The 22,828-nt window shown below is 50.2% G+C and carries 15 protein-coding genes; 10 read left to right on the plus strand and 5 right to left on the minus strand.

The annotated features are described in order from the left end of the window. The first annotated feature begins 65 nt into the window (after positions 1 to 65). The 5 genes from phnD to HRQ87_RS09050 all read left to right on the plus strand — a co-directional run bounded on the left by phnD (position 66) and on the right by HRQ87_RS09050 (position 4,417). A complete protein-coding gene (gene phnD, locus HRQ87_RS09030) occupies positions 66 to 1,040 on the plus strand; it encodes a phosphate/phosphite/phosphonate ABC transporter substrate-binding protein (RefSeq protein WP_174137494.1) in 975 nt (324 codons plus the stop codon). A gap of 74 nt (positions 1,041 to 1,114) precedes the next feature. Beyond that, the gene (gene phnC, locus HRQ87_RS09035; RefSeq protein WP_174137496.1) at positions 1,115 to 1,906 is read left to right on the plus strand and encodes a phosphonate ABC transporter ATP-binding protein; all 792 of its coding nucleotides are present in this window, start codon (positions 1,115 to 1,117) and stop codon (positions 1,904 to 1,906) included. After that, positions 1,903 to 2,712, plus strand: coding sequence for a phosphonate ABC transporter, permease protein PhnE (phnE, locus tag HRQ87_RS09040; protein ID WP_174137498.1), 810 nt, complete (start codon positions 1,903 to 1,905; stop codon positions 2,710 to 2,712). Before phnC ends, phnE (HRQ87_RS09040) begins: the two co-directional genes overlap by 4 nt. Continuing rightward, entirely contained in the window at positions 2,712 to 3,527 is an 816-nt protein-coding gene (gene phnE, locus HRQ87_RS09045; RefSeq protein ID WP_174137499.1) for a phosphonate ABC transporter, permease protein PhnE, read from the plus strand. Before phnE (HRQ87_RS09040) ends, phnE (HRQ87_RS09045) begins: the two co-directional genes overlap by 1 nt. Further along, on the plus strand, positions 3,491 to 4,417 hold the full coding sequence (locus HRQ87_RS09050) for an HAD-IIA family hydrolase (protein ID WP_174137501.1): 927 nt from the start codon (positions 3,491 to 3,493) through the stop codon (positions 4,415 to 4,417). Before phnE (HRQ87_RS09045) ends, HRQ87_RS09050 begins: the two co-directional genes overlap by 37 nt. 57 nt (positions 4,418 to 4,474) lie before the next feature. Here HRQ87_RS09050 and katG read toward each other — a convergent pair whose 3' ends face one another. Further along, positions 4,475 to 6,685 carry a catalase/peroxidase HPI gene (katG, locus tag HRQ87_RS09055; protein WP_174137503.1) on the minus strand — a complete coding sequence of 737 codons (2,211 nt, stop codon included), beginning with the start codon at positions 6,683 to 6,685 and terminating at the stop codon, positions 4,475 to 4,477. Between the two features lie 232 nt (positions 6,686 to 6,917). Between katG and HRQ87_RS09060 the strand changes: the two genes are divergently transcribed. Further along, entirely contained in the window at positions 6,918 to 7,835 is a 918-nt protein-coding gene (locus HRQ87_RS09060) for a hydrogen peroxide-inducible genes activator (protein WP_174137504.1), read from the plus strand. A gap of 62 nt (positions 7,836 to 7,897) precedes the next feature. On the opposite strand, the gene HRQ87_RS09065 is transcribed toward HRQ87_RS09060, so the two are convergent. The 3 genes from HRQ87_RS09065 to HRQ87_RS09075 all read right to left on the minus strand — a co-directional run bounded on the left by HRQ87_RS09065 (position 7,898) and on the right by HRQ87_RS09075 (position 15,438). Next, the gene (locus tag HRQ87_RS09065) at positions 7,898 to 10,714 is read right to left on the minus strand and encodes a methyl-accepting chemotaxis protein (protein WP_174137507.1); all 2,817 of its coding nucleotides are present in this window, start codon (positions 10,712 to 10,714) and stop codon (positions 7,898 to 7,900) included. A gap of 81 nt (positions 10,715 to 10,795) precedes the next feature. Next, on the minus strand, positions 10,796 to 11,938 hold the full coding sequence (locus tag HRQ87_RS09070) for an ABC transporter substrate-binding protein (RefSeq protein WP_174137509.1): 1,143 nt from the start codon (positions 11,936 to 11,938) through the stop codon (positions 10,796 to 10,798). 329 nt (positions 11,939 to 12,267) lie between these two features. After that, entirely contained in the window at positions 12,268 to 15,438 is a 3,171-nt protein-coding gene (locus HRQ87_RS09075) for a valine--tRNA ligase (protein ID WP_174137766.1), read from the minus strand. 188 nt (positions 15,439 to 15,626) lie between these two features. Here HRQ87_RS09075 and HRQ87_RS09080 point away from each other — a divergent pair, with 188 nt between their 5' ends. Together HRQ87_RS09080 and HRQ87_RS09085 are read left to right on the plus strand one after the other, a co-directional pair. Next, a complete protein-coding gene (locus HRQ87_RS09080) occupies positions 15,627 to 17,924 on the plus strand; it encodes a xanthine dehydrogenase family protein molybdopterin-binding subunit (protein WP_174137511.1) in 2,298 nt (765 codons plus the stop codon). Next, the gene (locus HRQ87_RS09085; protein ID WP_174137513.1) at positions 17,911 to 18,969 is read left to right on the plus strand and encodes a phospholipase effector Tle1 domain-containing protein; all 1,059 of its coding nucleotides are present in this window, start codon (positions 17,911 to 17,913) and stop codon (positions 18,967 to 18,969) included. Before HRQ87_RS09080 ends, HRQ87_RS09085 begins: the two co-directional genes overlap by 14 nt. A 102-nt stretch (positions 18,970 to 19,071) precedes the next feature. Here HRQ87_RS09085 and HRQ87_RS09090 read toward each other — a convergent pair whose 3' ends face one another. Continuing rightward, the gene (locus HRQ87_RS09090; protein WP_174137514.1) at positions 19,072 to 20,268 is read right to left on the minus strand and encodes a pyridoxal-phosphate-dependent aminotransferase family protein; all 1,197 of its coding nucleotides are present in this window, start codon (positions 20,266 to 20,268) and stop codon (positions 19,072 to 19,074) included. A 119-nt stretch (positions 20,269 to 20,387) separates the two neighbouring features. Here HRQ87_RS09090 and HRQ87_RS09095 point away from each other — a divergent pair, with 119 nt between their 5' ends. Together HRQ87_RS09095 and HRQ87_RS09100 are read left to right on the plus strand one after the other, a co-directional pair. Next, positions 20,388 to 21,080 carry a tyrosine-protein phosphatase gene (locus HRQ87_RS09095; protein ID WP_174137516.1) on the plus strand — a complete coding sequence of 231 codons (693 nt, stop codon included), beginning with the start codon at positions 20,388 to 20,390 and terminating at the stop codon, positions 21,078 to 21,080. A 74-nt stretch (positions 21,081 to 21,154) separates the two neighbouring features. Next, positions 21,155 to 22,816 (plus strand): ABC transporter ATP-binding protein, encoded by a 1,662-nt coding sequence (locus HRQ87_RS09100; protein ID WP_246251963.1) that lies wholly within the window; start codon positions 21,155 to 21,157, stop codon positions 22,814 to 22,816. The last annotated feature ends 12 nt before the right edge of the window (positions 22,817 to 22,828 follow it).

A 22,828-nucleotide genomic window follows, 5' to 3' on the forward strand; every position in this document is an offset into this window, starting at 1 on the left:
ACTGAACAATTTCTTTGTGATTTTGTATTTTCCCTAATAGCTTCACATCGTAGGGAGGATACCAAATGAAAATAATGACGACACTTCTGTCCGGCGCCGCTTTTGCCATTGGCGCAACACTTGCCATTCCTGTGGCGGCCCAGGATTGCGAACGCGGCGATCTGGACACCCGGTTTTGCGATACGGATGGCGATCTTCTGGCGGATACACCGACAGACCCGGCCCAGCAACTTGATCCATCCACTTTGATCTTTGCTTACACCCCGGTCGAAGACCCCGCGGTTTACAAAGAAGCGTGGTCTGATTTCCTGACACATCTCGAAGCGGAAACCGGCAAGTCTGTTGTCTTTTTTCCTGTACAAAATAATGCAGCGCAGATCGAAGCGATGCGATCAGGCCGTCTGCACATCGCAGGATTTAACACCGGATCAAACCCGTTAGCTGTGAACTGCGCAGGCTTCAAGCCATTCACCATTATGGCTGCTGCAGATGGCAGCTTTGGATATGAAATGGAGATATTGACCTATCCCGGATCAGGCATCGAAAAGGTCGAAGATATCAAAGGGAAATCACTGGCCTTTACATCACCCACATCAAATTCGGGCTTTAAAGCGCCATCGGCGATTTTGAAAAGTGACTTTGACATGCTGCCGGACCGCGATTTTGAACCGGTCTATTCGGGTAAGCACGACAACTCTATTCTTGGCGTGGCGAACAAAGACTATCCGGCAGCTTCTATTGCGAACTCAGTTTTGGCACGCATGCTGGAACGCGATGTGGTCAGCGAAGATCAGCTGGTCTCAATCTATAAATCGCAGACTTTTCCAACAACAGGCTATGGTGTTGTTTATAATTTGAAGCCGGAATTGCAGGACAAAATCCGCAATGCGTTCTTTAGCTTTGATTGGGAAGGGACGTCTTTGCAGGAAGAGTTTGAAAAGAACGGCGAAGCCCAATTTCTTGAGATGAATTATAAAGATTTCTGGGACGTGATCCGCAAGATCGACACCGCAAACAACGTCAGCTATTCCTGCCAATAAAAGTTAACAAAGTAATTGATAAGGCAGGCCATGTGCTTGCCTTATCCAACAATAACCATGTGGCGGGGGGCTTCATGCTGCGGCTTGAGAAGCTTGTGAAGACATATAAAACTGGGGATCAGGCGCTGAAAGCTGTCGATCTGGACATCCCCGAAGGCCAGGTTCTGGCATTGATCGGACCATCGGGCGCAGGCAAGTCCACACTGATACGGTGCATCAACAGACTGGTTGAACCATCATCTGGCCAAGTCTATCTGGGCGAAACAGAACTGACAGGCCTGTCATCTGGTGCATTGCGCCGCGAACGCCGCCGCATGGGAATGATTTTTCAGGAATACGCGCTGGTCGAAAGATTAACGGTCATGGAAAATGTGCTTTCAGGCCGATTGGGCTATGTCGGATTCTGGCGAAGTTTCCTGCGAAAATATCCCCAAAAAGATGTTGATGAAGCATTTCGCTTGCTGGATCGAGTAGGCCTTTTGGAAATGGCCGACAAACGCGCGGATGAACTCTCCGGCGGACAGCGCCAACGGGTTGGTATTTGTCGCGCATTGATCCAGGATCCCGCGCTTTTGTTGGTCGATGAACCAACCGCATCCCTTGATCCCAAAACATCGCGTCAGATCATGCGCTTGATTTGCGAGCTGTGCAAAGAACGCGGATTGGCAGCCATCATCAACATTCATGACGTGGCCCTGGCACAGATGTTCGTGCAGCGCGTTATCGGCTTACGTTTTGGCGCAATCGAATTTGATGGCCCGCCCGACGCATTAACACCGGATGTTCTAACCACGATTTACGGCGAAGAAGATTGGGAAGCGACAATCGAAAGCGTCGATGAAGAAGATCTTGAGGTCGCTGAATGACCACACTTGATCAAAAATTGGGTCAACCTTGGAAAAAGCCACCCTTTATTCAACGCGCATGGTTGCGGTGGGGGTTACTTTTGGGCTTTGCCGCCTATCTGATCGCCGCTTTTCTAACCATCGAAGTAAACTGGTCCCGCGTGTACGAAGGTCTGGAGCGCGGCAAACAATTCATTCTGGCCTTTACCAGCCCCGACTTTGTAACGCGTTCAGGTGATATCTGGGAGGGAATGTTGGAAAGCATCATCATGACCGTCGCAGCGTCTGTGATTGGGATTGCCATCTCAATCCCGATTGCCCTTGGCGCTGCCCGAAATGTGGCACCATTACCTGTCTATCTGATTTGTCGCAGCATCATTGCGATCAGCCGTGCCTTACAGGAAATCATCGTTGCGATTCTTTTAGTAGCCATCTTTGGTTTTGGGCCATTGGCCGGTTTTCTGACCCTAAGTTTTGCAACAATTGGCTTTTTGTCAAAGCTGTTGGCCGAAGATATCGAAAGCATGGACCGCGTTCAGGCCGAAGCCATCAAGGCATCGGGCGCAAGCTGGTTACAATGGATCAATTATGGCGTTCAGCCCCAGGTTATGCCACGTCTTATCGGGCTATCGATGTACCGAATTGATATCAATTTCCGTGAAAGTGCCATTCTGGGCCTCGTCGGAGCGGGGGGTATCGGCGCGACGCTGAATACCTCATTTGACCGATACGAGTATGATACCGCTGCTGCCATATTACTGATCATTATCGTGATCGTTATGGCGCTGGAATATTTGTCAGGCATCATCCGCGCGAGGGTTCAGTAATGCCCGTTCATGATTGGAAAGGCCAAAAGGTATGGCAGCTTAGAACACAGCGCGAAAGCTTGGCCCATTGGGTAATGTGGCTTGTCGGAGTGGCTATTTTTGCCTATTGCTGGCAACAAATATCACAAGCGACCACTTGGGCATTCGTCTGGGATGCACCGCGCATTGCAGGCGATATCTGGACACGCGCAACGCCACCAAGATGGGAATATATTACCCAATTGGGCGAACCAATCTGGGACACATTGAATATCGCCACCATGGGAACGATCATTTCATTGATCCTGGCTGTTCCAGTGGCATTTCTGGCGGCACGCAATACCACGCCATCTGCCTTGTTTATCCGCCCAATTGCGCTGCTGATCATCGTATCAACACGGTCGATCAATTCATTGATCTGGGCATTGCTGCTGATCGCCATCATCGGCCCCGGTGTTTTTGCGGGCGTTATCGCCATTGCAATTCGGTCAATCGGATTTTGTGCCAAGCTGTTGTATGAGGCCATCGAAGAGATCGACGAAACACAAGTAGAGGCCATAACAGCCACAGGTGCGTCGCGCTGGCAGGTCATGGCGTATGGAATTGTACCACAAATCTTGCCAGCCTTTGCTGGCATCGCAGTCTTTCGATGGGATATCAATATTCGCGAATCCACAGTACTGGGCCTTGTCGGCGCGGGCGGGATCGGTCTTCAACTGTCAGCTTCGCTTAATATCTTGGCCTGGCCACAAGTGGCTTTGATCCTGCTGGTTATTCTTGCCGCTGTCGTCATATCGGAATGGGTATCCGCGAAAGTTCGGGGCGCGATTATTTGAACCGGGATGACGCGTTTACTGCATACGAAGCTGTGCGACATAGGTTGCCTGACGCACAGCGTGGCGGGCTTTGTCGAAGGCTGCCGGACTTAGATGCAATCGCAGATGACTTTGACGTTTTTCTTTTAGACGCATTCGGCGTGCTTAACATCGGTGATACCGCAATACCAAGTGTACCAGAGCGCGTCGCTGCCCTTCAAAACGCGGGCAAACGTATCATGGTTGTGTCGAACGCCGCCGGGTTTCCGCATGCTGATTTGATGGCAAAATATACCCGTCTGGGATATAATTTCGTGCCAGACGACGTGATCACCAGCCGCAAAACAGTATTGCATAGCCTTTCAAACGAACCGCAAATGCATTGGGGTCTGATGGCAACGCTAAGCCTTGGGCGTGCGGATATTGAACATCTTAACGTGACATATCTTGCCGAAGACCCTGCCGATTATGACTCTGTTGATGGCTTTATCATGCTGGGCAGTGCAGCATGGACTGAAGACCGCCAGGCTTTGCTTGAAGCCTCACTGATCCGCCGTAAACGAGAGGTGTTTGTAGGTAATCCTGACATCGTTGCACCACGCGAAAACGGGTTTTCCACAGAACCAGGCAGCTACGCACATCGTTTGGCCGACGCAACAGGTGTTGAACCAGAGTTCTTTGGCAAACCATTTTTAAACATCTTTGATTTGGCGTTCGCTCAATTAGGGGATTTTGACCCTGCCCGCACCATCATGGTTGGTGATAGTCTGCATACGGACATTCTGGGGGGACAAACAGCTGGTATAAAAACGGCCCTTATTGCCGGATTTGGCTTTTTTGATGGATCAGATGTGCATACACCGATTGAAACGTCGGGAATTCGGCCAGACTATATTTTGGAAAGACCGTAATCCCGATAAAAAGAACGCAGCCAAATTTAGCTGCGTTCAAACATATTTATTATAACATCAGTTAAGATCAAAGCGATCCAGGTTCATTACCTTTGTCCAGGCTGCTACGAAACTGTGGACAAAAGCCTCTTGTGCATCATCAGACGCATAGACTTCGGCCAAGGCCCGAAGTTGTGAATTTGATCCAAAAATCAGGTCAACGCGCGTTCCGGTCCACTTTACCTGGCCCGTGTCACGGTCACGTCCTTCAAACTCTTCTTTTGATCCTTCGACTGCTTTCCACGCGGTTCCCATATCCAGCAGGTTAACAAAGAAATCGTTCGTAAGTGTTCCGACCCGTTTTGTGAAAACGCCATGTTGTGATTGACCAACGTTCGCGCCGAGTACCCGCAGGCCACCAACCAGAACGGTCATTTCGGGCGCAGTCAGCGTCAGAAGATGTGCGCGGTCAACCAGCAATTTTTCGGTCGGCACGGTATAATCAGCCTTAAGGTAATTGCGGAAACCGTCAGCGGCTGGTTCCAGAACTTCAAACGCTTCAACATCCGTCTGATCTTGCGACGCATCCATGCGACCGGGTGTGAAAGGTACAACAACATCATGTCTTGCGTCTTTGGCAGCTTGTTCAACTGCCGCGCAACCGCCCAGAACAATCAGGTCAGCCAATGAAACTTTCTTGCTGCCAGATTGCGCGTCATTGAATGAAGCTTGAATACCTTCAAGACGGTCAAGTACCTTATTCAATTGCTCTGGTTGGTTAACCTCCCAATCTTTTTGCGGTGCCAAACGGATACGGGCGCCATTTGCCCCACCACGCTTGTCCGACCCGCGGAACGTCACAGCCGATGCCCAGGCCGTTCCAACCAATTCGGATACAGATAATCCAGAGGTAAGAATTTTAGCTTTAAGATCAGCGATATCCTGTGCATCGATCAGACCATGATCAACCTCTGGTATTGGATCCTGCCACAACAACTCTTCCGCAGGCACTTCTGGCCCAAGATAGCGCACAATCGGACCCATATCGCGATGGGTCAGCTTGTACCACGCACGTGCGAATGCATCAGAAAGCTGTTCTGGGTTTTCGTGGAATCGCTTTGAGATCGGCGCATAGATCGGATCCATTTTCAACGCGATGTCCGTTGTGGCCATCATTGGCGCATGGCGCACGGAAGGATCGTGAGCGTCCGGTACTGTATTTTTGGCAGCATCATCCTTTGGTGTCCATTGCCAAGCACCAGCTGGGCTTTTCGTCAATTCCCAATCATATCCGAATAGCGTGTCAAAATACGCATTGTCCCAACGTATTGGGGTCGGGGTCCAAGCACCTTCCAAACCACTGGTAATCGTATGGACACCACGACCACTTTCAAAAGTGCTGGTCCAACCAAGGCCTTGTTCTGCAATATCGGCACCTTCGGGTTCAGCACCGACAAGAGCTGCATCACCGGCACCGTGGCACTTTCCGAATGTATGCCCGCCTGCGATCAATGCGACGGTTTCTTCGTCATTCATCGCCATGCGCGCAAAAGTTTCGCGGATGTCATGAGCAGATGCTAGCGGATCAGGTTTGCCGTTTGGTCCTTCGGGATTCACATAAATTAAACCCATTTGCACAGCGGCCAGCGGGTTTTCCAAAACACGATCTCCGGTATAGCGCGTGTCGCCCAGCCATTCTTCTTCAGTCCCCCAATAGATATCTTCTTCAGGTTCCCAAATATCTTCGCGACCGCCTCCAAATCCAAAGGTTTTGAAACCCATTGACTCTAACGCGCAATTGCCCGCCAAGATCATCAGATCAGCCCATGAAATCTTGTTGCCGTATTTCTGTTTAACAGGCCACAGTAACCGACGGGCTTTATCAAGATTGCCGTTATCCGGCCAGCTGTTTAATGGCGCAAATCGCTGCGTGCCAGAAGACGCACCACCCCGTCCATCGCCTGTGCGATACGTACCCGCGCTGTGCCATGCCATTCGAATAAAGAAAGGGCCATAGTGACCATAATCCGCTGGCCACCAATCCTGCGAGTCCGTCATCAGCGCGTAAATGTCTTTCTTAAGCGCCTCAAGATCCAGGTTTTTGAATTTTTCAGCATAATCAAACTCTTCGCCCATAGGATCAGACAATGGCGTGTTCTGATGCAGAATTTTTAGATTTAACTGGTTTGGCCACCAATCCCGGTTCGATCTAACACCGAAAGTCGTATGCAAATTAGCGCCCCCCATAACTGGGCATTTGCTTGCATTTCCTACATCATTTCCGTCCATGTCATTCTCCGGTTGTGGCTGTATTTCGCTAACCCGTATATCAAAGGCTGCAATGTCGGATAGCTGTTATGATCAACACGACAAAAGATCAAATCGCCTATCAGCATTGTATATGGCCATGTTCAAGCATCGCTTCAGTGATTTTATCACCATACATTATTTGTAATTATACTATCAGACAAACTTAATTAGTTTAAGTTGCAATTTATGATTATAGCGATAGCTTTTTCTTATGATGAATTTCACCTTAAAACAGCTTCGTTATTTCGAAGCATTGACACGCCATGGTCATTTTGGGCGCGCAGCGGATGCATGTGCGATTTCCCAACCGGCCTTGTCAGTACAAATTAAAGAACTAGAGCAGACTCTGAAGGCATCCCTATTTGAACGGGGATCAAAGCAGGTACGCCTAACCGCTTTCGGTGAGAAGTTTGCTCTTCGTGTCCGCGACATATTGCGTTCAGTTGATGAATTGGCGGATTGGGCACGTGCGTCCCAAAATGAGATCATCGGGCGTCTGCGCATTGGCGTTATACCAACTGTCGCGCCATATCTGTTGCCAGGTTTCATCAAGGATCTGAAAAGATCGCACCCTGAATTGGATATACGCATACGCGAAACAGTTACATCAAGGCTTATTGAGGAATTGGAAGATGGCCTGCTTGATACTGCAATCGTTGCGCTTCCCTTATCCGAACCATCATTGACGGAAATTGCTCTCTTTACCGAAGATCTTGTGCTGATCCGCCATAATAAGGATCATGGAAAGCCCGTGCCAACCCAAAAAGAATTACAGAACATGCGGCTGCTTTTGTTGGAAGAAGGACATTGTTTTCGCACTCAGGCGCTTTCGTTCTGTAACATCCTATCGGCTTCACCCAAGGAAGAACTGGACGGAAGCTCACTATCAACGCTTGTTCAAATGGTTGGCGCAGGAATGGGCGTGACATTAATACCTGAAATGGCAGTGGGTGTCGAAACACGATCAGCACCCGTTTCAATAGCGCGCTTTGAAAACGCACAACCCGCAAGAACTGTTGGTATGGTTTGGCGTAAGACAAGCCCATTGTCCAAACAGCTAATGGAAATTTCTAAAATTGTTTGCCACTCAGCCAAAGGCCTGCGCCAACAGAATACTTCTGATCATTAAATCCTAAGATTTAGCAGACGCAGGGTTTACAACTTTAAACGGCAGAGCTTTGCCATTGTACATTACGCACTCAGCTGAGTTCGCCCCTCTTCGCTCACCTCTGAAATATCCATGATAGTCGTATCATTCCCAAAGTTTGCTGCATCATGTTGTTTTGCAATATTGAATATGGATAAAGCCTGCGCCAAGGAATTGGTTTCTTGACTTAGTGTAGCAGCTGCAGCTGTTGTTTCTTCAAACATGGCTGTATTTTGTTGAGTAACGTGATCCAGATCAGCCAAAGCAGTATTAATTTCTTGAATGCGAGTTGCCTGCTTTTTCGCCGAGGTTGCGATTTCAGTCACTTGTTCGGTAGTTTCCGAAACAGATGTTGTTATCGCCTCCAAAGCATCGCCTGTTTTACCTACCATATCGACACCACGACCGACATGATCGCTACTTTCTGCGATAAGTGTACTGATTTCTTTCGCAGCATCCGATGAACGTTGCGCAAGTCCGCGGACTTCTGATGCGACGACAGCAAAGCCGCGCCCAGCATCCCCCGCACGCGCTGCCTCAACTCCTGCATTCAAAGCCAAAAGATTGGTCTGAAAGGCAATTTCATCGATAACCTTCGTTATTGTTTTAATCTTTTCAGAAGACTCGGCGATCTGTGACATGACCTCTACCGTTGCGCTGACAACTTCACGTCCATTGTTGGCGCGATCTTTTGCGTCTGTAACGACGGAATATGCTTTTTCGGCGCCTTCGGACGATGATTTGACAGATTCAGTCAATAAATCCATAGCCGCAGCCGTTTCTTCAAGGGTTGCCGCAGAATGCTCTGTTCGGCGGGATAGATCTACGGCCGAGGAGCTGATTTCAGCCGTTGAGCCGTGTATGATTTCACCGCTATTGCTAATGCGCGCGATCACATCTGACAGGTTTGCAATAGCTGCGTTAAAGTCAGATTTTAACTTCAGATAGCTTTCAGGGAAATCCTGTTTGATTTCGGCATCCAAATCTCCGTTTGAAAGCTTGCCCAAACCTTCTGCCAGCGCCTGCATCACAACCTCTTGCTCTGCCATACGTTGCTTGCGTTCTTCATCGGCAATATGCCTCAGCGCTCTGCGTTCGGCATCTGCCTTTGCTTGAAGTGCTCTATCGGCTTCCTCTTGATCAAGTTGGCGCTGACGCTCCGCTTCTTCACGGCGCTTTTCTTCAGCCTCAGTAATTTTGCGTTCATACTCGGCCGTTTCTTTACGCTTTACTTCTTCCACCTGAAGCTGTTCTTTTTCGACCAACCCATCACGGAAGACTTGCAGCGCTGTGGCAAGCCGACTGATTTCCCCTGCCCGTTGCGAGAAGCCCGTGACCGGCGCAAGATCCCCAGAAGCCAGCCTTTCTGTGGTACGGCAAATCCTGTTCATAGGAACCAAAATCAAGAAATATGTGACAGAAATTGCGATTATGAAACCAACAAACCCAACAACAACAATCACAAAAATGCGCGATTTTGCCGTTGTCGCCTGAGTAATAATCGTATCAGCAGACTTTTCGATTTCAATTAATGCAGTATAACCATTTTTCGAAACAATATTACCAATTTCAGCTACTTTTTCTGCGGCTTTCTGCGAAGCTGTGATTGTATTTTCACGTGCGGTCAAAACATCAACACGTATAGAACCCAAACCGATTTCAGGGGCTGCAATTTCAGCAAGGGTAGTAACATGTTCACGAAGTGCTTCTGGCGCAGATAGTGCTGCGGTTTGCAGCTTGTTTGCAGATTCCAAAAAGTTCTGCTGGGCAATATTTAATGTGGCGACGTCATCCGCAACTGCAACATTCAGACCTGCCGCCAGAAAGCCATTCAAGGCGGCGTCCAATTCACCCATCGCTCTGATTGCAGTGACTTCATTATCCATAAGCGATTGAATCGTTTCAGAGTTTTTCTCAATACCGTCAGAGCTGTTTATCGTCAAAGAAAACACAAGGTCATCCACCAATGTCGCCATTGTCTTATCAATACCCTGGCGTGCGGAAAGAATATCATCTCGGCGCAGGATGGCGGTGGATAGATCACTGTCCAGCAAATCGCGAAACACTTGAATTTTGGCCTCAATAGCCTCTTGATCCAATTCCACATCAGCGTTTGACAGTAATTCTGGGATAACTTCATCGACGTTATGCAAAGCACCATCTGCAAGATCTTGAAGGATCGATATCAAAGCAGGATCATCTGTTCCTGAAAGGGCAAGTGATACGCCACCCAACAAGTTAACATCAGCACGCGCATGCAGTGCCAATTGAGCCAGGTACATGTCTTTTTCAACGATTTTTTCAACTGTATCCGCAACTTCTAAAACAGTCTTTTCCCCGCCAATTACAAGATCAAAGTAAGCAGTATCCCCCAATTCAATAATTTGCCCACGTATGGCCTCGGCGTTCTTGCTAAGCAGATCCAGCGATGCATGGATTTCTGCAATACTTTCAAATTCCTGTGCACGACTAGTAAAAAGTATCCCTAAAGACTGATCAACAGAAGCAACCATAGGTTCCAATTCGGAAGACACATCCACATCAAAATCGCGAACCATAACAGCGATTTGGTCCAGTCTTTCCTCTGCTAGGCCATAAATCGTTGCAAGTTTCCCTTGTTGGGTCGCAAGCAGCATTGATGTCATGTCCGTCTTCAGATCATCTGTTGCGTTGCGAAGTTCATTGTTTCTGCGCAATTGCGGAAGCTTATTTTGCTCCAACTGTGAAAGATTTGAAACAGTCGTCTCAAAGACGCTGTAACTGATGTAAAAACCGGTACCAGCAGCCCCTCCAAGGATCAAAAGAACAATCCCGAATTTTGTTGCCATGCTTCCAAATGCGGCCAAAATTTTATCGATCATTGTAAACCTGTCAATTGAATTGGAGTGGGGGGTGAGTTGGATGATCCAAACCGGATCATCCTTTGCTTACGCGGGACATTTTTAAAAAGCGTCGAACTTGCCATCCGCATTGATACGGGTCAGAAAAACGCTATCCATTCCTTGATTATCCCCCGATCCGAAAATCAACTCAGCGCCATTAAGATCAATTTTTTCAAGTTTGCTCATGGCTTTCATAAGTTCTTCACGGGTCACTTCGGGGCCAGCTTGACGAAGAGCTTCAATCGCCAGGCGACCAACAATATAACCTTCTAAAGACACGAATTCGGGTTCTGCAGCAGGATCAATCGCGCTTAATGCAGCCTGATATTGGGCCACGACTGGCAAAGAATTATCCCATGGAAACGGAACAACCTGCGAGATAATAACACCTTCGCCATCCGGACCAAGCTCATGGGCAAGCGCATTTGAGCCAACAAATGAAATTGTCACGAACTCTGGGTCAAACTTTAGTTTTCTGGACAGCCGTACAAATTCTGCAATCGGCTTATAAGATCCGACCATTACAACAGCATCTGGCTTGGCTCTTTTAATATCCAGAAGTGCTGATTTTACAGCTGTGGTGTTGCGTGTATATGTTCCTTCGGCCACCAAAGTCATATTACGACGTTCTAATGCGGCTGTCACACCAGCCAAACCGACACGTCCGAAACCATCATCCTGATACAGAATGGCGATATTTTTCATGCCGTTCTCATCGACCAGATGGCGAATCCACTCTTCAGTTTCCGCGCCATATGATGCGCGCACATTCAGAACATTTTCCAAGCCTGCATCGCGAAGAAATCCCGCACCGGTAAATGGCCCGATCAAGGGTATCATCGCATCTGTTGTAATGGGTTGAATGGCCTTTGTCGTTGGCGTTCCAACCGAACCAATAAGGCCAATGTATTTATCGCTTTCAATAACATCGCGAACCTGGACGATAGACCGATCAGGTTCATACCCGTCATCCATACTTTCCAGCGCCAGTTTGCGGCCATATACGCCACCAGCTTTATTCACTTCTTCAAATGCTGCTAAAATTCCACGTCGCATTCCTGCCCCAAGCGACCCTGCAGGGCCTTCAAGTGCAGCTACTTGTGCGAAGCTAATGGAATCTGATGTGACCCCTTCATTCGCAAATAGCGGTGTTGTTGCAAGCGATACGGCAACCGTTAATATTAGGGGTCGACCAAACTTCATTTCTGACACTCCATAAACTGAATCACCTGACAAGCATTGGTCGTAATGATTAAGCCATGGTTATTTCGTGTGTCCCACAAGGTCGAAAATCAGGAAAATTTGAAGTATCACTAACACTATCGATCGTGGTGTCAGTGCATATTTAAATAAAAACCATGGGATTCTACACAGTCAACTTGCAACATTGCGACCCTGCAATTTACTGGCGTCATATCCAACAAGCTTTGGCAAAAAGCCAATTTTACATAACCCTATCAGCTTGCAAAGCCATATGAGCCGCGACAATCTTCTGGCGATTATTCAGGTATAAGTTAGAAGCCTTATATCGCCTAACCCAGCTCGGCCAGCCGTTCTAGCGCGGCCTTGACCTTGGTCGCCTCGCCCTCACGTGCGGCCAGGTTTTCGCGGGCCTCGGCCACCACATCCTCGGGCGCGCTGGCCACGAATTTGGGGTTGTTTACCCGGCCTTTCAGCCCGCCGATTTCCTTTTCCAGCTTACCCAGGCTTTTTTCCAGCCGCGCCTTTTCCTCGCCCACGTCGATGATATCGGCCAGCGGCAGCGCAAAGGTGCCGCCCTCAACCGCTAGGGTCACGCAACCCTTAGGCAACGTGTCCACTTGCGCCAGGCTTTCAATCCGCGCCAGCCGCTTGATCAGCGCCTCATTGCGCTCCCAAGCCCCCCGACCGGTCGCGTCAAGCTCGGTCATCAGCATCGGGATACGCAGACCCACAGGCACGTGCATTTCGCCGCGGGCAGACCGGATCGCCTCGATCAGGCTGATCACCCAGTTCATCTCGTGATCGGCTTTTTCATCAACAATATCAGAGGCTTGATAGGCAGGCCAATCCGCATGAACTAGCATCTTGTCGCGCTTGCCCCACAGCTCTTCGGTGATGAATGGCATAATCGGATGCAGCAGGATCAGGCACTGGTCCAGCACCCAGCCCATAACCTTTTGCGTTTCCTCGCGCTTGGCCGCGTCATCGCCAGACAGTAGGGGTTTTGAGAACTCAACATACCAGTCGCAGACCTTGCCCCAAACAAAGGCGTAAAGCGTATTGGCGGCATCGTTAAAGCGGAAGGCCGTCAGCGCCGCGTCGACCTCTTCCCGGACGCGGGCGGTTTCGCCGATGATCCAGCGGTTCAGCGTTTCCTGCGCGTCGGGCAGGCTGTCGTGTTTGCCAAGTGCGTCGTTCATCTCGGCAAAGCGGAAGGCGTTCCACAGTTTGGTGCCAAAGTTGCGATAGCCCGCGATGCGCTGCGTCGACAGCTTCAGATCGCGGCCCATAGCGGCCATCGCCGTCAGCGTAAAGCGCACGGCATCGGCGCCATATTCGTCAATCAATTCAAGGGGATCGAGCACATTGCCCAGCGATTTCGACATCTTCTTGCCCTTCTCATCGCGGACAAGAGCGTGGACATAGACGGTGTCGAAGGGCTTTTGACCCACCACCGCATATTGCATCATCATCATCCGCGCGACCCAGAAAAAGATGATGTCAAAGCCGGTCACCAACACGCTGGTGGGGAAGTATTTTTTCAGCTCAGGTGTGTCTTCGGGCCACCCCAGAGTGCCAATGGGCCAGAGCCCGGACGAGAACCACGTGTCGAGGACATCTTGATCTCTACGAAGACTAATTGTAATTGTTTGCTCTTCTGTTTCTTTATCATTTTTAACATTAAATCGCCACTTACGTGACTGCTCTAGTCGTTGAACTGGGTACAAATTTTCAAGGTTGGTACCCTCCATCATCTCACGAAACTGGGCATAGTCATCATCTGTAATGGGCCAAGTTGGCTCAGGTTCTGTCAATAATTCTTCCACAATAATTTCAGCATGTGGAAAAAGATTTTGATAATAAAACAGTGCGTCAGATCTAAGGCTAGGAAAATCTTTGTCACAAAAAAACTTAGAACCTGTCTGCGAATATCTACCATTCTCATTTTTTGAGTAATCTGGCCCGTACCAAACCGGAATCTGATGCCCCCACCAAAGCTGGCGGCTGATCGTCCAGGGCTCGATATTTTCCAGCCAGTTGAAATAAACCTTCTTATGCTGCTCGGGCAGGATCTCGGTTTCGCCATTGCGCACGGCATCAATCGCGGGCCTTACGATTTTGGCGGTATCGACAAACCATTGATCGGTCAGCATCGGCTCGATCACGACCTTGGACCGGTCGCCAAAGGGCTGCATGATTTTCTTGTTTTCGACGTATGGCACCATCCGAGGTCCCGGCTCGGGGGCCGGGACTGCGCCCGCGTCATCATCCGTGCTGTCCCGGACTTGATCCGGGACCTCTACCATCACCGCCAACCCCTCGGCTGTGATATCGGCCACAACGCGTTTGCGGGCATCGAAGCGGTCCAGCCCGCGGTATTCGTCGGGCACCAGGTTCATCGCGGCGACCATAGCCTCGTCCCAGTGTAGTTCGCCATTGGCGATTTTCTGAGCCTTTTCAGCTTCTTCCGCATAGGGGGCGCCGTCAGCGCGCATGTGACCTTTGGTGTCCATCAGCGCATACATCGGGATGTTGCCGCGCTTGGCGACGGCGTAGTCGTTAAAGTCATGCGCCCCGGTGATCTTGACCGCGCCAGAACCGAAATCGGGATCAGGATATTCATCGGTGATGATCGGGATCAGGCGGCGATGTTCCTTGGGGCCCACCGGAATTTCGCAAAGTTTTCCGACAATTGGCGCATAGCGTTCGTCGTCGGGGTGCACCGCAACAGCCCCATCCCCCAGCATGGTTTCAGGCCGTGTGGTGGCGATACTGATATAATCGCGCTGTTCTTCCAGCGTGATATTCCCATCCTCGTCCCGCTCGACATAGGTATAGGTTTCGCCGCCCGCCAGCGGGTACTTGAAGTGCCACATGTGGCCGTCGACTTCGATATTTTCGACCTCAAGATCACTGATCGCCGTTTCGAACTTGGGGTCCCAGTTGACCAGCCGCTTGCCGCGATAGATCAGGCCTTTGTTATACATATCGACAAAGACTTTGATGACGGCGTCGTGAAAGTTGCCCTCTTCGCCCGCGGGGGCGCCTTCGGCGCCGGACATCGTAAAGGCGTTGCGCGACCAGTCGCAGCTGGCGCCAAGGCGTTTGAGCTGATCAATGATCGTGCCGCCGGATTTTTGCTTTTGCTGCCAGACGAGGTCGGTGAATTCCTCACGGCTCATGTCCGTGCGGCGGCGGTTGGTTTTGGCCAGTTCGCGTTCGACGACCATTTGCGTGGCTATACCTGCGTGGTCCTGGCCCGGCTGCCACAGGGTGTCAAAGCCGCGCATCCGGTGCCAGCGAACCAGGATATCCTGCAGGGTGTTGTTGAAGGCGTGGCCCATGTGCAGGCTGCCCGTGACATTCGGCGGCGGGATCATGATGCAGAAGGTTTCATCTCGGCTGGCATTGGCCCCGGCTTTGAAACACCCGGCCTCTTCCCAGGCTTTGTAAAGGCGCGCCTCGGCTTCAGTTGCGTTGAATGTCTTTTCCATCGGCATATGGGTCTGTCCCGTCATCTGGTTTGACGGACCATCTAGCGAATGAAAGGGCAAAGGGAAAGGGGGCGCGTCTGTCGTACCGTCTATCTTGTCTAAACCAGCAAGCGCGCCGACAGAACCAATCGCTGCCACTGGACAGCGCGTTCAGGAAGACTAATGTCGCGATGAACAGCAAACAAAGGTGTATCATGGAAAAGTTCGGGAAAAGTCAGGCCGTTCGGCGTGTGGAAGACGTGCGTTTTCTGACCGGACACGGTCGCTATGTGGATGACATTACGCCGAATGATGCGCTCCATGCCTTTGTTTTCCGATCATCCGTGGCACATGCGCAAATCAATAAGTTGAATACGGATGATGCCAAATCATCTGCTGGCGTCCATATGGTTCTGACTGCAGACGATCTTGAGGCCGCAGGATTAAAGCTGAACATGCATTCCAATACTGTCAAAAATATCGATGGCAGCCGTGGTGCTGCGCCAAAACGCCCGCTTCTTGCCAAAGATCGCGTGCGGTTTGTGGGTGAACCTATCGCAGTGATCATCGCCGACACGCTGGAAAAGGCCAAAGATGCGGCAGAGCTGATCGAATTTGACTATGACGATTTACCCACGCATGTCAGTGTCACCCCCGGGGGGCCTGAGTTGCACCCCGAAGCGCCTGATAATGTTGCCTTTACCTATGGCAAAGGCGATTTGTCTGTCGTCGAGGATACCTTTGCAAAAGCGGCCCATGTGGTGGAAATGCAAATCGACGACAACCGCATCATCGTCAGTTCTATGGAACCACGCGGATGTTGGGCAGAATGGACTGATAATCGCCTGCATCTTTGTGTGAACGGGCAAGGCGTGTGGGATCAGAAAGATGCATTGGCCCGTACCTTTGGGATGGATGCAGAACAAATCCGCGTGACAAATCCTGATGTGGGTGGCGGGTTCGGGATGAAGGCGATGACCTATCCTGAATATTATATTGTTCCCCATGCGGCCCGCGCCCTTGGCAGACCCATCCGCTGGATGAGCGAACGAACAGAAGCCATGCTAAGCGATAATGCCGGGCGCGATCTGACCTCAACCGTTGCGCTGGCATTTGACGCCAATCACAAGATTAGCGCCTATCGCGTTGATACGCTGTGCAATCTGGGCGCTTATAATTCAGAACTTGGACAAGCCATTCAATCCGATCTGTTCGCCAAAGTTCTGATGGGGACATACGATGTGCAGACCACATGGCTGGGGGTCAAGGGCATCTATACCAATACCACTCAGGTCGATGCATACCGTGGTGCAGGTCGGCCCGAAGCAATTTATGCCCTTGAACGCGCTATTGATAATGCCGCGCGGGTCCTGGGTGTCGATCCATGGGATTTGCGGCGGAAAAACTTTATCAAGCCCAACCAGTTCCCATATAAAACGGCAACGGGTGAATTATACGACGTTGGCGATTTTGATCGCGTGCTCAGCCGGGTCGAGATTGAAGCCGACAAAGCAGGTTTCCCTGCCCGCAAAGCCGCAAGTAAAGCACAAGGAAAACTGCGTGGTCTTGGTTTGTGCTATTATATCGAAAGCATTCTTGGCAGCCCAACCGAAGATGCAAAAGTCACATTCAACGATGATGGAACGGCGTCTATCTATGTTGGCACCCAATCAAATGGTCAGGGTCACGAGACCGTCTTTGCCCAATTTCTTTCCGATCAAACCGGCATCCCAGCTGAAAAAATCAACGTAATCCAGGGCGATAGCGACCTGATTGCCACTGGTGGTGGAACGGGTGGGTCGCGGTCTGTCACTGTACAAAACACAGCAACCCTTGCCGCGGTCGAAACAATGATAAAGGATTTCACTGCGTTTCTGGCCGATGATCAAGGTATTGCGGCAAGCGCGATCCGTTTTGACGATGAACGCTTTCGGATTGATGGATCAAACCTGACCCCCACAATGCTGGAAATCGCCGAAATGGCTCGTGATGCCGGGCGCGATGATCTGCTAACGGTCTCAGCCCGCACAACCCTGCCCGGTCGCAGCTATCCCAACGGCGCCCATGTGGCCGAGGTTGAGATTGACTCTGATACGGGCGTTGTTCAAGTCGTGAAGTACACCGTCACCGACGATTTTGGCAATCTGATCAATCCTATGCTGGCAGAAGGGCAGGTACATGGCGGTGTCGCCCAGGGTATTGGGCAAGCCGTGATGGAACGTGTTGTCTATGATGAGGACGGCCAATTGCTGACGGCCAGCTTTATGGATTACGGCCTGCCACGTGCAAACGATATGCCGATGGTGGCCTTTTATTCTGAACCCGTGCCTTCAACAGCGAACCCGATGGGGATGAAGGGCTGTGGCGAAGCAGGCACAGTTGGGGCGCTTGCTGCGGTTGCCAATGCTGTGTTGGATGCAGTTTGGGACGAAGGGATTTACAAAGTGGATATGCCATTTACGCCCAATCGGGTATGGACCATATTACAAGAGGCAAAAGGTGCCGCTGCGTGATCAATTGCTGGGCCTTGTCGGGCACAGTCCAGACATAAACACAGATATCCCACCGCATCCTCGGGGGCGTGTGGACCATTTGATCATTCTTGATGGTACCTTATCGTCATCGCGACCCGGGCATGAAACAAACGCAGGCCAGGCTTATAACGTCATCAAGCGCATAAAATCCCGAAAATTCATGTCACTTTATTATGCACCTGGATTGCAATTTCACGATGTACGCAGTGGATTTGATGCGGCAATTGGACGTGGCATGGATACACGTATCAAAGAAGCCTATGGCTTTCTGGCATGCCGTTATCGACCCGGTGACAGAATTTTTCTGATCGGCTATTCCCGCGGTGCCTATGCGGCAAGATCGCTTGCAGGATTGATTGGACGTGTTGGATTACTTAGGTCTGAATATGCAACAGTTCGACACATTCGAAAAGCTTATCGGCGCTACAAAAATCCAGACGCTAGCGATATCGCAATAGCCTTTCGCAATGCCTATTGTCACCCGCACACCCAGATCGAAGCGTTAGCATTGTGGGAAACGGTTAAGGCCCTTGGTGTACGTCTGCCGATCATCCGTCACTTTTCAGACAGAAAACACAGCTTTCACGATCATAAGTTAGGCGACCACGTGAACCACGGGTTTCATGCATTGGCCATCGATGAAACGCGCAAGATTTTTGAACCTATCATGTGGGAACGCTGCGGTACGGTGGGGCCAAAAATCGAACAGATGTGGTTTCGCGGTGTGCATGGCGATATTGGCGGTCAAGTGGGTGGCTATCCTGCAGCGCGGCCCTTGTCGAATATTCCATTGGTGTGGATATTAAAAAAACTGGAAGATCTTGATGTCAAACTGCCCGCAGGCTGGCATGATGAAATCAAACAGGACGCGCTCGCACCTTCCGTGGGTAAATGGCGCCGGGGCGGTTTTCTTTTTCTATCACGGGGAAAGCGGCGCGTCGGTATGCATAAAACAGAGATGTTTCACCCGACACTTGCACATGACATCAAAACCTTGTCTCAAATAACGCAAGCGGCCGAATAAGGTAAGAAAGCGCTTATCAGTTTTTACAGCTTTGTTTCCTGTTATTGGCCCTCATATAAAGCAAAGAAAACCCGACCAGGGTTTGATAAGCGGTTTGTTTGCCTAACTCCTTGCCATCAAAGTGCTTGCCGCAGTCAGTGCACCTTCACCGTGCGGGATCTTCAGCGCTTTTAACCCAGTATCCAGCGTTCCCAAAAGCCCCATCACCATATGCGCATTTACATGCCCCATGTGACCCACGCGAAAAAAACCATCACCATTGGGATCATCAGGCGTATTCATTCCCAAACCAATCCCAAGGGTCACGCCTGCATTATTAATCATCCAATTACGCAAGGCAGTTCCATTGGGCGCGCCAATGTTGACCGATGTCACAGCATGGCTGCGTTTGGCGGGATCTGAAATGTTCAATTGCATTGGACCTTCTGTGCCCCACACCTCAAACGCGGCCCATATCATACGCGACAGCTTTTCATGGCGGGCCCAGACGTTATCCAAACCTTCCTCAAAAATCATATCAAGTGCGGCACGCAGACCGTAAAGATGATGCGTGGGCGCAGTACCGTCGAAATACTGATAATACCCATTGGGATTGATCCGCGGGCGCCAATCCCAATAATGGGTCACGCAATCCGCTTTTTCACGCAATGTATCTGCCTTTTCGTTAAAAAACACAAAAGACATGCCCGGTGGTGTCATCAGACCTTTTTGACTTCCGGTCACCATGACATCGACACCCCATGCGTCCATTTCAAAGACATCACAACCCAGACAGGCAATACAATCGACCATCAAAAGCGCCGGATGTCCTGACTGATCCATCGCACGGCGCAACGCAGGGATGTCATTGCGTACACTGGTTGATGTGTCGACCTGCACAGATAAAACCGCGCTGATTTTATGATCGCCATCGGCACGCAATGCATCTTCGACTTGGCTTGCATCAATATCACCCTGCTTGCCGAAATCAATTGTCTGAACCTGCACACCCATTTTGGCGGCCATTTCACCCCAACCATGGCAAAATCGACCCGTGCCAAGGACCAAAACCGTATCACCACGGGACAATGTATTGCTTAAAGCAGCCTCCCACGCGCCGTGGCCATTGGCGACATACATCGCAACTTGCTGATCGGTGCGTGCAACCTTCTTAAGATCGGGTATCAGCGCATGGGTCATTTCGACCAGCTCACCGGCATAGATATTCGGAGCCGCACGATGCATTGCGTTCAAAACCCTGTCGGGCATAACCGAAGGCCCTGGAATAGCAAGATAATGGCGACCGTTGGCAAGGCTCATGGAATAGCTCCGAAATGAATTCACACAGTGGTAATCGGGTCGGACTGCAGCGTCAATTCGCGCGCCATCTTGTCAGATAGCCCCTTTGTGCGTAGATCAACGCGATGGGAAAGGCAGCAATGATGTTTCAGGCAGTCACAAATAAGCTGAACAAGTTTGAACGCAAGCTGCGTCGGGCGTTTGGTGATGATATTTCAACCCCGCTAAAACGGGCCGAGGCGATTGCTCATTACCAACTGATGGATCACGCCTTTTTCCGGTTTTTATGGACCAATTTCGACAAGGTGGCCGATGGTGTCTTTAGATCAAACCAACCCACTGACTGGCGCTGGAAAGCCTATAAAAAAATGGGGATAAAGGCTGTTTTGAACTTACGCGGTCCAGATAACTACAGCCCGTATCTGTTCGAAAAAGAAACGCTTGATGATCTTGGTATTTTGCTGGTGGATGCCAAAATTTATGCTCGCAAACCGCCAAAAAAAGATGAGCTTCTGCATCTGATAAACTGCCTGAAAACCATGCCAAAGCCGTTTTTGCTGCACTGCAAGTCAGGGGCGGACCGTGCCGGACTGGCAAGTGCATTATATTTGCTGATCGTCGAAGGCGAACCGCTTGAAGTGGCGCGCCAACAACTGTCTTGGCGCTATCTGCATCTGAAGTTCACCAAAACCGGTATAGTTGATCACATCCTTGACGTCTTTGAGGAACAAACCAAAGATACAGGCATGGATTTTGAAACCTGGGTACACCAACATTATAGCCGCGACGCAATGAAAGAAAGTTTTGCGGCTGAAAAAAGGGCGTGGTTTTGACCCCCAGGACTGGCCTTTTCAAATGGCTGTGGCAGAAGTATCTGCGCAAACACACGCCCCTGATGATCGTCGCAATGATACTGCTTTCCATCGAAGGCGTTATGGTTGGGGCCTTTGCCCTTATGATGAAACCTGTATTTGACGATATTCTCGTCGGGCAAAATACAGACGCAATTTGGTATGTTGGCGTTGCAATAATGACAATTTTCTCGATCCGCGCTGTTGCCGGTATCGGTCAAAAATTGATCATGAGTAACATTGTCGAAAAGACATCAGCCCAGATGCAACGTGAACTGATGCGACATCTTATGACGCTGGATACGATGTTTCACCAGAAACACCCGCCCGGCTATCTGATTGAACGCGTCCAAGGGGATGTGCGCAGTATTAACGTGATTTGGCGCCAATTCATTACCGGTGCATCACGCGATGTGATCCAACTCATCACGCTATTCTCTGTTGCTTTATATACAGATCCGCTGCTGACACTTATTGCCTTGGTCGGTATTCCCCTAATGGTCCTGCCAACGATTCTAATTCAACGTTACGTGCGTCACGCAACAAAGGACGCGCGTGAAGTTGCAGGCAAAATGTCCCTTCGGCTGGATGAAGTATTTCATGGAATTAACCCTGTTAAATTGAACTCACTCGAAAATTATCAAGCTGGGCAATATCGAAACCTTTTGAAAGAACGTGTCGATGCCGAGGTGAAATCAGCCGTAGGCAAAGCATTCATTCCAGCGATGGTAGATATCTTGATGGGTATCGGGATCGTCGCGATCTTGATTTACACTGGAAACGAAATTGCTTCAGGTGAGACATCTCTTGGCGATTTTATGACGTTTTTTGTGGCGATTACAAATGTCTTTGATCCCTTACGACGACTTGCCAAATTGTCGGGTGCCTGGATCACAGCATCCGTTAACCTGAACAGAATGCGCGATCTGTTTGAGACAAAACCAACACTGATGTCCCCAGAACGGCCTGTGCCAATCCCGCAAAAACGCCCCAATATCGTGTTACAGAATGTTGAATTCTCGTACGGCGACCTGCCAGTTCTGCACAAAGCCAGCTTTACGGCCGAAGCGGGCAAGACAACAGCACTGGTTGGCGCGTCAGGGGCGGGTAAAAGTACAATTTTCAATATCCTGACACGGCTGGTTGATCCCCAGACAGGATCGGTCAGCATCGGCGGGACAGAAATCAAAGACATTGATCTGGGTGAATTGCGCAATCTGTTTTCCGTTGTCACACAAGATGCGCTTTTGTTTGACGAAACCATTCGTGACAACATTCTTCTGGGTCGCAAAGATGTCGATGAAACGCACCTAAAATCGGTGTTGGATGCTGCGCATGTCAGCGATTTTGTAGCTGGTCTAAAAGACGGGCTTGATACACATGCGGGCCCTCGCGGCTCAGCCTTGTCAGGTGGTCAACGACAGCGGGTGGCCATCGCCCGCGCCTTGCTTAGAGATACGCCAATCCTTTTACTGGACGAAGCAACCTCTGCCCTTGATACACAATCGGAGGCCATCGTGCAGGAAGCATTGGACAAGCTTAGCCAAGGCCGCACAACCCTGGTCATCGCGCATCGCCTTTCGACAGTTCGCAATGCCGACAAGATCGTTGTCATGAACGCTGGGCAAGCTGTTGAACAAGGCACGCATGACGATCTTTTGGCAAAAAACGGCGTGTATGCCGCGCTTTACAACATGCAATTTCGCGACGAAACCTGAAGACATGCTTTC

The organism is Parasulfitobacter algicola (assembly GCF_013315265.1).
GTDB lineage: Bacteria > Pseudomonadota > Alphaproteobacteria > Rhodobacterales > Rhodobacteraceae > Parasulfitobacter > Parasulfitobacter algicola.

Bases quoted from the DNA above. Each gene is read 5' to 3' on its own strand.
- phnD (WP_174137494.1), top strand. From the start codon at position 66: ATGAAAATAATGACGACACTTCTGTCCGGCGCCGCTTTTGCCATTGGC.
- phnC (WP_174137496.1), top strand. From the start codon at position 1,115: ATGCTGCGGCTTGAGAAGCTTGTGAAGACATATAAAACTGGGGATCAG.
- phnE (WP_174137498.1), top strand. From the start codon at position 1,903: ATGACCACACTTGATCAAAAATTGGGTCAACCTTGGAAAAAGCCACCC.
- phnE (WP_174137499.1), top strand. From the start codon at position 2,712: ATGCCCGTTCATGATTGGAAAGGCCAAAAGGTATGGCAGCTTAGAACA.
- HRQ87_RS09050 (WP_174137501.1), top strand. From the start codon at position 3,491: ATGGGTATCCGCGAAAGTTCGGGGCGCGATTATTTGAACCGGGATGAC.
- katG (WP_174137503.1), bottom strand. From the start codon at position 6,685: ATGGACGGAAATGATGTAGGAAATGCAAGCAAATGCCCAGTTATGGGG.
- HRQ87_RS09060 (WP_174137504.1), top strand. From the start codon at position 6,918: ATGATGAATTTCACCTTAAAACAGCTTCGTTATTTCGAAGCATTGACA.
- HRQ87_RS09065 (WP_174137507.1), bottom strand. From the start codon at position 10,714: ATGATCGATAAAATTTTGGCCGCATTTGGAAGCATGGCAACAAAATTC.
- HRQ87_RS09070 (WP_174137509.1), bottom strand. From the start codon at position 11,938: ATGAAGTTTGGTCGACCCCTAATATTAACGGTTGCCGTATCGCTTGCA.
- HRQ87_RS09075 (WP_174137766.1), bottom strand. From the start codon at position 15,438: ATGCCGATGGAAAAGACATTCAACGCAACTGAAGCCGAGGCGCGCCTT.
- HRQ87_RS09080 (WP_174137511.1), top strand. From the start codon at position 15,627: ATGGAAAAGTTCGGGAAAAGTCAGGCCGTTCGGCGTGTGGAAGACGTG.
- HRQ87_RS09090 (WP_174137514.1), bottom strand. From the start codon at position 20,268: ATGAGCCTTGCCAACGGTCGCCATTATCTTGCTATTCCAGGGCCTTCG.
- HRQ87_RS09095 (WP_174137516.1), top strand. From the start codon at position 20,388: ATGATGTTTCAGGCAGTCACAAATAAGCTGAACAAGTTTGAACGCAAG.
- HRQ87_RS09100 (WP_246251963.1), top strand. From the start codon at position 21,155: ATGATACTGCTTTCCATCGAAGGCGTTATGGTTGGGGCCTTTGCCCTT.